We start from the raw sequence: 11,769 nt of genomic DNA, 5'->3' as shown, positions 1-11,769 counted from the left end.
CCAATCGGCATCATCCGATTTAACAGCGCAGCCTTTTCGAAAAAGACGCGTGATCCTCCCCCCTAGGATCGCCACTTTCTCTGGGATACAATATTGTCTTGAATTCCTTGGATGGAGTGAGAGCGAGTCGGTCGGAACAGATTCGACAGTTGGTCGCGACTCAGCCGGAGGATCGGCCCTGCCGATCCTCCTTTAAGGTGAGAACTGGGCAGACGCTACCTTCCCAACAAAATCGACTCCGTTTCAGATTCTGACACTCGACCTCGAACACGTTCCAATCACAACGATCGCCCTCGAGACCGGACCTGCGAATGCTGGCCAAGCGGATCATCCCCTGCCTCGACGTGAATGAAGGCCGCGTGGTCAAAGGAACCAACTTCGTCAACTTGCGCGACGCCGGCGACCCGGTCGAAGTGGCAAGCCGTTATGAGTTGGAGGGGGCCGACGAGTTGGTCTTCCTCGATATCACGGCGAGCCACCAAGGGCGTGAGATCATCTGGGATGTCGTCAGCCGGACGGCCGAGGTCTGCTTCATGCCGGTGACGGTGGGGGGCGGAATTCGCAACCTGGAAGACATCCGCGCGTTGCTCAAGGCGGGAGCCGATAAGGTCTCGATCAACTCGGCGGCGGTTCGCGACCCCGATTTCGTTCGAGCGGCCGCGCGGCGGTTTGGCAGTCAGTGCATCGTCGTCAACATCGACCCGAAACGAGTCCAGCGGGACGGCCGTGAAGTCTGGGAAGTGCATATCAACGGCGGTCGAATCTCGACCGGTCTGGAGGCGGTCGCCTGGGCTCGTGAGGTCGAACGGCTCGGCGCCGGGGAGATTGTCCTGACAAGTATGGATGCCGATGGAACCAAAAACGGCTACGACTTGCCAATGACCCGGGCGGTCAGCGAAGCGGTCGAGATTCCGGTCGTCGCCTCGGGAGGCGCGGGGAGTCCCGAACACTTGCGCGCAGCCCTTGTCGAAGGAGGGGCCAGCGCCGCGCTGGCGGCCAGCATCTTCCACTATCACGAATACACGATCACCGAGACCAAAGAATATCTGGCCCGGCACGGGGTACCTGTCCGGCTCGTCGCGGGGTCCCCGGCCTCCTGACCAGCGTCCGGTCCCTCACGCACCGCCACGACAGCCCTCGATTTTCGCTCGACCGTGAACACGAAGCAGAAAGTTTCTCCGGGCGACGATCACGGAGCATCTCGTCCTCCCGGTTTCCCGATTTTGATGAAGTCTCACAACGAGTCAACACAAGTCAGATGGGACCCGACCGGCGTGTTCGACACGCCCCCAGGTGCATTCCTTGCAGGAGAATTCGCACATGGCGACTGACGTGGAAGTGAACGTTGAGGCGGCCCCGAACGAGCCCGAATGCAACAAGCTATTTCGGATGGTGATGAAGTACAAGGGATCCGACCTTCACCTGAAGGTGGGGCTTTCCCCGAGTATGCGGCTGGGGGGTGTGCTCCGACAGATGCAGATGCCCTTGCTGACGAAGGAGGACATGGAACGGTTGATGTTTCCGATCCTGACCCCTCGCCAGAAGCACATTCTCGACGATGAGGGTGGAGTCGACTTCGCCCATATCATCTTCGACGGCGATCTCGAAACTCGATTCCGGGTCAGCTTGTTCCGAGCCCGAGGACGGCTGAGCCTGGTCGCCCGCCGGGTCAACAACTCGATCCCCAACTTCGAGAAGCTCGGCCTGCCCCCCGTCATGGCCGAGATCACCCAGTATGAGCAGGGGATCATCATCCTGGCCGGCGTGACCGGTTCGGGTAAGAGCACCACGATCGCATCGATGCTTCAATACATCAATGAGCGTGAGCGGATGCATATCCTGACGCTCGAAGACCCGATTGAATTCACCTTCAGCGACTCCAAGTCGATCATCAACCAGCGCGAGATCGGCATCGACGTCAAGGACTGGCACAAAGCGCTCAAGGACGCGGTGCGGCAAGACCCCGACATCATCCTTGTGGGTGAGATGCGAGACCAGGAGACCTTCGGCGCCGCGATGCACGCCGCTGAGACCGGTCACCTTGTCTTCGGCACCATCCACGCCTCGAGCGCTCCGTCGACGATCAGTCGTATTCTCGACCTGTTCCCTCGTGAGATGCACGCGCCGCTACGGCAGAACCTGGCGTTCAACCTCAAGGCGATCGTCGCGCAAAAACTCCTGATCACGACCAAGGAGCTGCAAGCTCAGGGGATCACCCGCGTGCCGACCAACGAGATCATGCGGACGAACCCCACCGTTCGAAAGCTGATTCTCAACGAAGAAGATACGAAGCTCGGCGACGCGATCCGAATCGGCAAAGAAGAAGGAATGCAGGACTTCACCGAGAGTCTGAGACAGCTTGTCGTCAATGAGCGGATCGAACGCGCTACGGCATTCGAGGTTGCGCCGAGCGTGGAAACTTTGAAAATGGCGCTCAAAGGCATTAACATCGCACAGCCGGGTATTCTCTAAGATCAAAGTCGGTTCTTCGACCGTCTTGGACCCGCGACTGCGTCGTGTCGAGTTCTCCGTGGGAGGAAAGGGAAGCGATGATCCGTCCGCGCCTCGCACTCGCGACGTTCACCTTGATGACCCTGGGCGCGACGGCCGGGGCTTTCGCCGCCGAGTCGGCCGGGGTCTTGCTCGCCCAAGCGCCGGGCATCCTGCGCGGGCCCGGCATGTATCTCAATCTGCTCAAGTTCCTCCCCGTGCTGGCCATCTTCCTGCTCTGGGCGTGGACCTCGTACTGGGTCGACGACGATGCCAAGGAACTGATCAACCCGAAATTCGAGGTCTGGAACAGCGTCATCTTCTTCTCGGGGATCCTCGGCTTCGCCATGGTCTGGGCGATTCCGATCTACCCGATCAGCCTGACACTCCTGCTGCTGTCCTACTTCGTTCCCCTCCTGTCCTACATCTATACGCGGAACCAGACGGTTCCCGATGATTCCAAGGTATTGACCTTCTATCATCTCGGCGAGGTCATGAATGGCCTGATGAACAAGGCCGGCATGAAGGGGATTTTCAATAAGGGAGACTCGGGAGTCAACCAGGGCGGACCTCCCATCGAGTTCGTCGGCAAAAGCCAGGGATCGAGCAAGGCCGACCCCACCCGGGTCGCCCAAGCCGAGGAGTCTCGGTCCTACACGTCGGCCAAGGAACTCGTCTATGACGCTGTTCTCCGCCGTGCGACCGACATCCACTTCGAACCGACGGCCGAACAACTCTCGATCCGCTACCGAATCGACGGCATCCTTCACGCCGCCGAGCCGTTCGACCGGCCCACTGGCGATGCCGTGATCAACGTCTTCAAGGTCCTCGGGGCGCTCGACATCTCGGAAAAGCGCAAACCGCAGGATGGCTCCTTCGGCGCCAAGCTCGAAGGCCGCGAACTCGAGTTCCGCGTGGCGACTTCGGGCTCGAAGTCGGGCGAGAAGATGGTGATGCGTATTCTCGACAGCGGAATGGGCGTCTCCGCACTCGACGAAGCCGGACTTCGGCCCAAACTGGCCACCGAAATCCGCAACCTCGTGACCCAGCCCCACGGCATGTTCCTTTGCTGTGGACCGACCGGATCGGGCAAGACCACCACCCTCTACGCCTGCCTCCGCGAGATCGACCGGTTCCAGAAGAACATCATCACCGTCGAGGACCCGATTGAATATCACCTCGACAACATCACCCAGATGGAAATCAACACCAAGAGCGGGCAAACCTTTTCAGGCAGCCTCCGCTCGATCCTTCGGCAAGATCCCGATGTGATCATGATCGGCGAAATTCGCGACCAAGAGACCGCAACCATCGCCTGCCAGGCGGCAACGACCGGTCACATGGTCTTCTCGACCGTCCATGCCAACGACACCGTGACGGCGCTCTTCCGCCTCCTCGACCTAGGCGTCGAGCCCTTCATGATCGCCTCGGCCCTCACCGCCGTGCTCGGTCAGCGCCTCGTTCGGATGCTTTGCGAGAATTGCAAGGAACCGTACAAGCCCAAGCCCGAGTTCCTCAAAAAGGCCAACTTGCCCGCCGACAAAGTGGATGTGTTCTACCGGAGACCGGCGGAACCTCAGGAAGTCTGCCCGCAATGCGGCGGCACCGGCTACCTGGGCCGAACCGGGATTTTCGAGTTGCTGATCATCACCGAGCCCATGCGCGACATGATCCGCGAGAACCCGTCGCTTAACGCGATCAAGGCCGAGGCCCGCAAAAACGGCATGATCTATCTCCAGGAGGACGGCCTCCGTCAGGTCATCCAGGGGAAGACCTCGATCGACGAACTTCTCCGAGTCGTGAAATAACAAGCGGACGACGCCAACTCTCGATCTACCTTGAATTTACGCTGAGGAATTTGTCCATGGAGATCGTCGTCAACTTGGTGCTCGTCGGCCTGATTGCAGGATTGACCTGGGCCTTGACGAGCGAGGGACTTTGGGGCGCTGTCCTGATGTTCTTCAACGTCCTGTTCGGCGGAATCATCGCCTTCAACTTCTACGAGCCGCTGGCCGCGCTCCTGGATGGGACCGGAATCGGCTGGGGCTTTTCCGACACGCTCTGCTTGCTGGGTCTGTTCATCATCGCGACGTTCTTGCTTCGATTGATCACCGAATCCCTGGCGCCTGCCATGGTCCGATTCCCAACGCCCGTCTATCAGCTCGGTCGGCTCGTCTTCGGATTCGGAGGCGCCGTCGTCACGGTGGCGATCCTGATCGTGGCGTTCGAAACCGCGCCGGTGCACAAGAAGATCCTGGGAGTGATCGACTTCAACTCGAAGCCGCCGTTCGGGATGGGACTCGACCGCAAGTGGCTCGCCTTCTTCCAGTACACGACGGGTCTGGTCTTCGCCGAGCATGTCCCCGGCTCGCGTGACCCCTTCCGTGAGTATGGTGATTCGAAGGTCTTCGACCCCAAGGCGGAATGGCTCCTGAACCACCAGGAAGCACGCCCCTACGGAACCGAATCGATCCACGAGGGCGAAGAGGCGGGAGCGGGAGCAGGTGGCGCCGCTCCTGGGGGGGCTCCTGGAGCCCCCGGTGCGGCACCTGGCAACGCGGGGCAACCCGGTGATATCAAGGTCATCGGGCCGGCGGTTGGCGGAGGAGTGGTGCTTCCTCAGTAACACAAGGGCGGTTCGTTGAATGACGCCCTGACCCAATCCGATGGCGTCAGGGCGTGCTCAACTCAACGCGGTTCGGGAGGGGGAGTCGGCGCAGGAATTGGGTGAACCTCCATCAGTTCAAACTTGGGCGTCGTTTTCGCCCCCACCATATGCTGTTCCACCTTGTACACTGCGACCTGGCCGGTGGTGGTTTCAAAGACAAAGAGGGGTGCCCACCCTTCGCTGTACGTGCCGAGCGAGCCGGTCGTCATCAAGAATTGGGGCCGCTGGCCAGAGTCGAGATTCAGCTTGAAATCGGCCACGAGGTCGCGCTCGCCAAAGGTATCGATGAGTTTGGCGGACCCAATCGATTGCTTGAACGAGGGGATGGTTGCCAGCAGACGCCCCCCCTTATAGTCGAGGTAGTAGATCGCCTCGAGCGGGATCTGAACCTTTTTCCCATCGTTGTAGCCGAGCATCACTGGGCCGCTCGCCACGATGGATTCTCCCGCCCGATCGCTGCCGCTGGCCAGCACGACCGATCCGGAGCGAGGGAGATGATCCAAGCCCCAGCCAATCACCAGGCCGATTACAAGAATCACTGCGCGGGGAATTTTTCTCGGCATCGGGCGGACTCCATTTCACCTCGCGGGAATCGACTTCGAGGTCATCCTTACCTCACCGCGGCGCGCATTGTGCGCCAGTTGCCCTGACCCGTCCAGAGGAACCGAACAAGCCCTCACGGCGGATCGTCCAAGTTCTCAGGGCGACGGCAGTCCTGCTTTTCTGAATCCTGGTTTGCGAGGGATACGCGAATGTTGGCCTTTTATTGCGGGCTGGGAATCCTCCTCACGCTCCAGGTCCCCCCACCTAACCTGGCCGACCAGCCCTCAGCAGCTCTGCATCAAGCGTTTCAGACGATCCGGGAGCAGGAGACCGCAGAGCTCGACGCCCTCGCCACACGTCTGACTGAACAGGGGCAGTCTGTTGCGGCCATGACAGTCCGAACGGCCGTTGAACCCGTCCCGCTGGCCGACGGCGCGACGCGGTATCTCGTTCTTTCCAAGGTCGCCTCCTCACCCGTGAAGGGGCTGGCCAATGTCACGGCCAAACCAGAGGCCGCGGACGCCTGGAATGGCGATCTCCGCAAAATCCAAGGGGCAACCGCCACAGCACTCTTCGACCTGGCGGAGCGGGCGGTCAGCTCGATGCCGAGGCATTATGCGTTTGCCGATGCGTGCCTTCGCGGTGTCCTCAGCCGGCAACCCGACCACCCTGAGGCGCGTCGACTCCTGGGGTACGTCCCCCATGAAGGGGGATGGGCAACCCCGTACGCCCGTAAGCGTCTCGAGGAAGGGATGGTCGATCATCCGACGTTTGGGTGGGTAAAATCGTCGTGGGTCTCCCATCTCGACCAAGGGGAGCTACCGGCCCCGGCCTCAGCCGGCCAGAGGGAAACGCGATGGCTCCCCGCCGATCAAGCGGACCAGCTTCGGAGCCCCTGGAAGTGCGCTTGGAACATCTCTACCGAGCATTTCGAAATCCGAACGAACGTTCCACTCTCGGAGGCGATCGCATTCGGCCGTCAGCTCGAAGTGTTTCATGACCTCTTCTTCTCGTTGCTCGCCGACGTGATTGAGACCGACAATCGACTTCCGCTGGCCCAGCGATTCCGCGACAAGAAAATGGTTGGCGAGAAGAACTCCGCCCCGCACCAGGTCTATTACTTCAAGAACAAGCAGGAATACGTCGACTACCTCAGCCCGTATGAGCCCGGCATTGAGGAAAGCCTGGGAATCTACATTCCCCCCAAGTCTGGCAAAGGGAAACGTGCCCCAGCGTACTTCTTCCACGATCCCGAGGCGGAAATCGATGCGACCGCCACCCTCTATCACGAGGTTTCCCACCAGCTCCTGTTCGAGTCGGCGGGACGGAATGGGTATACCAAGAATGTAGGCAATTACTGGGTCTTCGAGGGCCTCGGTACCTATTTTGAGACGGTGGTCCCAGGGCCCGATGGGGTCATGATGGTCGGTGGGCTCGTTGGCCCCAGGATCGACGCCGCGCGCGCCAAAATGGAGGAAGGGGAATTTCTGTCGATCGAGCGATTACTTCAACTCGATCAGGCTGCCTTTAACGCCCGGGAGTCGATTCATCTGCATTACGCCCAATCGATGGCACTGGCTGTCTTCCTGATGCAAGGCCAAGGGAAAGCGTATCGCGAGCCGTTTCTCGACTACGCCAAGGACGCCTATCGCGGCATAATCCGCCGTGACACGGGTCGCTCGCTCCAGGAACGGCTGGGCGTTTCTTACGAGGAACTGAATTTACAGTTTCTGAAATTCCTGAAACGAGGTTGAGGGACCCCAGGAATTCAGCGCGGTGGTGACCGCAAGACAGGGAGGGAGAGCAGAAAAAAAAGAGAGGGACGCAAGACAGCCGTGGTCTCACGCCCCGTTGAATCGCATTACTCGCCCACGTAGGGGATGAGCGCCATGAAACGGGCTCGCTTCACTGCGTCGCTGGACGCGCGCTGGAACGCCGCACAGTTCCCGCTCCGCTTGCGCGAGAACATCTTGCTCTGGTTGGTGCAGAGCTTCTTCAGCAAGCCAACGTCCTTGTAATCGACATAAGCCGGACGCGGGCAGCCTTCGGGAGTGCAGAACCGGCAGCGGTTCTTCCGGTTTCGACCAAATTTTTTCCGCGGCATATACCAGGTGTCCTCGGACGAACTCAAAACCCTTGCGTGGACGGAGCGAGTCGCTTGGCGGTGTGGCCAACCTCATCGGGAAACCATAACGATAGGGAATTTCCGGGCATGGGTCAAGTCCTCCATGAGCGAGGAATCCGCTCCCGCCCAAAATCGGTCAGACAACCACCGCGATCCCTTCGGTCGCCGTCAACTCACGAAACAAGGCTCCAAGCTGCACGGTCACGGGCCCAATACCACCATCGCCGATCGTCCGGCCGTCGATCTTCGTCACCGGAGCAAGCTCTCCCATCGTCCCGGTGCAGAAGACCTCATCGGCGCGATAGACCTCGGTGAGAGAGAGGTCACGCTCGCCATGAGGAATCGCGTGCCTCTGGCAGAGCTCGAGGACCACGGTCCGGGTAATCCCCTCGGGACACGCCAGGGTCCGGCTCGTGGACACCTCACCCTTGGAAACCACAAAGACGTGCGTGGCATTGGTTTCGGCCACGAACCCCCGGGCATCGAGCATGAGGGCATCGTCGGCCCCAGCGGCATTGGCCTGAATCTTGGCGAGGATCGACGGGATCAGGTTGCAGTGGTGGATCTTGGGATCCAGGCTGTCGGGAGGGGGACGTCGAATCGTGCTGGTCAACAGGGTGATCCCCGCCTTGTCGTAAACCGGCGGCTTGTACTCGGCCAGAATGATCAGCGTCGGCCCCGCGCGATTGAGCCGGGGATCCATCCCCGAGGTCACTTTGATGCCCCGGGTCAGGGTCAGCCGGATATGAACGCCATCGCGCATCCGATTGGCTTCGAGGGTGCGGCGGACCTGCTCAATGATGGCATCATGCGAGGGAATTTCGGCGAAGGCCAGGGCGAGCGCCGAACTCCGAAGCCGGTCGAGATGCTCGACCAACCGAAAAATCCGGCCGTCATAGAGCCTGAGACCTTCCCAGACAGCGTCTCCCCCCTGAACGGCCGAGTCAAACGGACTGATTCCCGCCTGGTCCCGATGCCGCAGGTCGCCATTGATGTTGACGATCAGGTCACGGTTGCGTTCGTCGTATTGTTGAAGCATCAACTCACCTTGGTCTCGCCGGAGCGTCTTAATCGATGGGCATAGAGCGCATCGTAGTAGGGGACGCACTCCTGGAGCAGTCCTTCGAGATGGGCCGGAAACGCTTCATTCGAGGTGGTCGGCCGCTGGAACGAGGTACTCTTCTCGACGTTCGCGTACCAGTACTTCGCCCAGACGCCGTCGCTCGAGCGTGGTCCGGCGGGCCAGGAAAGCATCGCGTCCAGGAAGCGCACCCCGAGCGCGTCGCACAGCAGGACCAAGGTGGTCCGCGGGTCCTCCAGGACGTCACGCGCGTCGACCACAGGCGGGCTGGAGCCGCCGTGACGCCTGACCCACTCGAAGATCTCAACCTGTTGGGGGAGGCCCGTATCCGCGACGGTCGGGTTGGGAAGGACCTTGGCGAGCGACACGAGCATTTCGCGAGGGTCGCGGATCAGGAACGCGTTGTCGACTTGCCCCAGCCAGGCGCGGTCGATCTGGGGCAGAAGGTGATGGGCCATCTGCTTCTGGAAGAAGACCGACTTACCATCGGGAATCGGGCCGGTCATCCAGGCGACCACCTTCCGCCAGTCGGGCTCGTGCCCTGCGATCACCTCGGCGGCCCCGGGATGGTCGATGCCCGTCTGCTGAAGATAATGGGCGTAGAGTGGTTCGTCGGCAACGAACGTATCGGGACGATTCCCCCACGAACGCATGAGCGCAGTCGAAATGTTTCGTGGGCCCGACCACATGGCGATTCGACGTGGTGCAGACATGGCAATCCAACTGCCGTTGGGGCCTGGACTGAGCGGATCCAAGGACGCAGCGGCCTTGATTCCCTCCGGCTCAGCCGGGTCTCACAGGCCCTGATTATCGCCCAATGCCGGCGAATTGAAACCCACCGTCGGTGAGATCCCGACGGTGGGTCGGCAAAGGCTCAGCCTACCGGATGATCGTGGAATCCGGTTGCTTGACGAGGGTCGTCGCCCTCGGTCGGATGACCGCCATGATCAAAGTCTCAGTGCGGCCCTTGTCGAGGTTGTAACCACGGATCGTCTCTTGGACCTCGACGTCCAGCCGAGCTTCGCGCTGGAGAACCGGTACTTCCTGAGGACGGAGCGGAACAATGACCTTCTTGTCCCTGTCGACCTGAGCGACCAACTTGTTGATGCCGCGAACGATTGGTGCCGGGTGCCCGAGCGCGTAAACCACTCCTGGAAGGTCAAACGTACAAAGGATCGCCTTGGCCTGCTCGCGCGACTCGAGCTCGGCGAGCCGCCGGCCGATGACACCGGAAATCCGGTACGGTTCGAGTGCCGGCAGAACCCAAACCCCAAGCAGCAAGGTCATGAGCGCACTGGAAGCGATCAGCACTTGGGTCGCCCGCTCGATCCCCCCCATCTTGTAATGGACGTGGAACAGGAGAGTGCCAACAAGCATGATGGCCGAGAGAACGAGGCAGGCCGCTCGAAGCTCAGGAGGTGCAAACCAGGCCGCGGCCAGGAGGCCGGCGATCGCGCCCGTCGCTATCGTCCGCAGGAACCGGACGGCGTGACGCCCCAACTTCCAGTATTCCAGCGCGATTTCCGACTCGGTGACCGCGACGACCATCCAGGCGATCAGCAAAGCCCAGGCTGGAAACGCCGGGAGATAGTAGTGGATCAACTTCGTCCGAACACATTCCAGCAAGATCAACGGGCCGACGATCCAGCCCAGCAGGAACCCGAAGACGGGAGACTCTTTCCGCCGCGACCAGCCGGCATACAGAGCCGCCGGCAGCAATGCCGACCAGGGAAAACAGGTCAGGAAGCTCAGGACAACGTAATAACCGGGAAAGCCACCGTGCTCTTCGATCCCGGACGTCGCCCGGCGAATGATGTGATAGCCCACGGCGACGTTGTAGTACTCGCCGTGAGACCTCATCAGGATCGCCACGTTCCAGGGAAGCACGATCGCCGCACAGAGCAAGGGGCCCCATCGCCAGTGCAGCCGTTTCAAAAAGGAGGTCGGCCCACCGCACCACCAGGAGACGGCCGCCGAGGCAAAGAGAAGCACCGGCCCGGCGGGCGACTTGGTCAGGATGGCCAGCCCGAGCAAAGTCCAGAAGAGCGCCGCAATCTTCCAGGACTGGCGCTGTGACAGTTCCCAGAGACAGAACTGACAGCCCACAACCCAGAGCATCAAGGTCGCGTCCGTGGTCGCCATCTTCGATTCGGCCACGACGATCGGGGCCGTGGCCAGGATCAGGCCAGCCAGGAGGCCTGCCCGCTCACCGAGCATGCGGCGACCCCAGGCCCAGACGACCAGGCAGGTGGCGGCCCCCGCCAAGGAGGACACCAGGCGCACCCCGAACGGGTTGTCTCCCCCCACCGCCGTGCCGACCATCATCAGCCAATAGATCAAGACCGGCTTGTGATAACGGGGCTCGGCGTTGAAGGTCGGGTGAACCCAATCGCCACTGGCCCGCATCTCACGCGTGGCCCCGGCATAGCGCGGCTCGTCTCGATCGAAAAGGCTGACTCGACCATTGCCGGCCAGGTTCAAGGTCAGGGCCAGAAGGCCCACCAAAATCGCCTGGCGGACCGGCCAGGTTCGTCGTGAAGGGTCGTCGTTCGTGGCGAGTAGCATAGGATCGATCGCGGCCACGTTTCCTCCTTGAGCTAAGGCTGATCCGCCGCGAGAGGTTGGGCGAATTGCGGCATCTCCGCCGCATCTGCGTGAACCCGCTGATGTTCCATCTTCTTCGTCGGATGGGCACGGCCCACCAGCTTCGGCGGAATCTCCGCCTGTTGGCGGAGATCCTTCCTCATTAATCGACAACCTCACTTCCGCCATTGAATGAAATTGGCGATTTTTCCAATTTTTTCGATTTTTCCGGCGCTTCCGTCCACGGACGCAGCCTCAGAGGCTTTGGCCTGAGACGCT

At 61.0% G+C, this 11,769-nt stretch carries 10 protein-coding genes; 5 read left to right on the top strand and 5 right to left on the bottom strand.

Annotated elements, in window-relative coordinates; translation table 11 throughout:
- The first annotated feature begins 311 nt into the window (after positions 1-311).
- The 4 genes from hisF (at position 312) to V5E97_RS14100 (ending at position 5,116) form a co-directional block, all read left to right on the top strand.
- Complete coding sequence (gene hisF / locus V5E97_RS14115; protein WP_406699957.1) at positions 312-1,100, top strand: imidazole glycerol phosphate synthase subunit HisF; 789 nt, start codon at positions 312-314, stop codon at positions 1,098-1,100.
- A gap of 220 nt (positions 1,101-1,320) precedes the next feature.
- Positions 1,321-2,472 (top strand): type IV pilus twitching motility protein PilT, encoded by a 1,152-nt coding sequence (locus V5E97_RS14110; RefSeq protein ID WP_406699956.1) that lies wholly within the window; start codon positions 1,321-1,323, stop codon positions 2,470-2,472.
- Between the two features lie 77 nt (positions 2,473-2,549).
- A complete protein-coding gene (locus tag V5E97_RS14105) occupies positions 2,550-4,298 on the top strand; it encodes a GspE/PulE family protein (RefSeq protein WP_406699955.1) in 1,749 nt (582 codons plus the stop codon).
- A gap of 56 nt (positions 4,299-4,354) precedes the next feature.
- On the top strand, positions 4,355-5,116 hold the full coding sequence (locus tag V5E97_RS14100) for a hypothetical protein (RefSeq protein ID WP_406699954.1): 762 nt from the start codon (positions 4,355-4,357) through the stop codon (positions 5,114-5,116).
- A gap of 62 nt (positions 5,117-5,178) precedes the next feature.
- Here the strand turns inward: V5E97_RS14100 and V5E97_RS14095 are convergent, their stop codons facing one another.
- Positions 5,179-5,721, bottom strand: coding sequence for a hypothetical protein (locus V5E97_RS14095; protein ID WP_406699953.1), 543 nt, complete (start codon positions 5,719-5,721; stop codon positions 5,179-5,181).
- A gap of 189 nt (positions 5,722-5,910) precedes the next feature.
- Here V5E97_RS14095 and V5E97_RS14090 point away from each other — a divergent pair, with 189 nt between their 5' ends.
- Positions 5,911-7,455 (top strand): DUF1570 domain-containing protein, encoded by a 1,545-nt coding sequence (locus tag V5E97_RS14090; protein ID WP_406699952.1) that lies wholly within the window; start codon positions 5,911-5,913, stop codon positions 7,453-7,455.
- A 107-nt stretch (positions 7,456-7,562) separates the two neighbouring features.
- Here V5E97_RS14090 and rpsR read toward each other — a convergent pair whose 3' ends face one another.
- The 4 genes from rpsR to V5E97_RS14070 all read right to left on the bottom strand — a co-directional run bounded on the left by rpsR (position 7,563) and on the right by V5E97_RS14070 (position 11,490).
- On the bottom strand, positions 7,563-7,805 hold the full coding sequence (gene rpsR, locus V5E97_RS14085) for a 30S ribosomal protein S18 (protein ID WP_015248499.1): 243 nt from the start codon (positions 7,803-7,805) through the stop codon (positions 7,563-7,565).
- 157 nt (positions 7,806-7,962) lie between these two features.
- Positions 7,963-8,865: an aminotransferase class IV gene (locus V5E97_RS14080; protein ID WP_406699951.1), complete on the bottom strand. Its 903-nt coding sequence runs from the start codon at positions 8,863-8,865 to the stop codon at positions 7,963-7,965.
- The gene (locus tag V5E97_RS14075; RefSeq protein WP_406699950.1) at positions 8,865-9,620 is read right to left on the bottom strand and encodes a sulfotransferase-like domain-containing protein; all 756 of its coding nucleotides are present in this window, start codon (positions 9,618-9,620) and stop codon (positions 8,865-8,867) included. Before V5E97_RS14075 ends, V5E97_RS14080 begins: the two co-directional genes overlap by 1 nt.
- Positions 9,621-9,786: 166 nt before the next feature.
- Complete coding sequence (locus V5E97_RS14070) at positions 9,787-11,490, bottom strand: ArnT family glycosyltransferase (RefSeq protein ID WP_406699949.1); 1,704 nt, start codon at positions 11,488-11,490, stop codon at positions 9,787-9,789.
- Positions 11,491-11,769 lie beyond the last annotated feature (279 nt).

The sequence above is a fragment of the Singulisphaera photorubra genome, from assembly GCF_045290345.1.
Taxonomy (GTDB): Bacteria; Planctomycetota; Planctomycetia; order Isosphaerales; family Isosphaeraceae; genus Singulisphaera.
The sequence above is the reverse complement of the archived record's forward strand: the minus strand, read 5'-3'. Positions and strand labels throughout refer to the sequence as shown.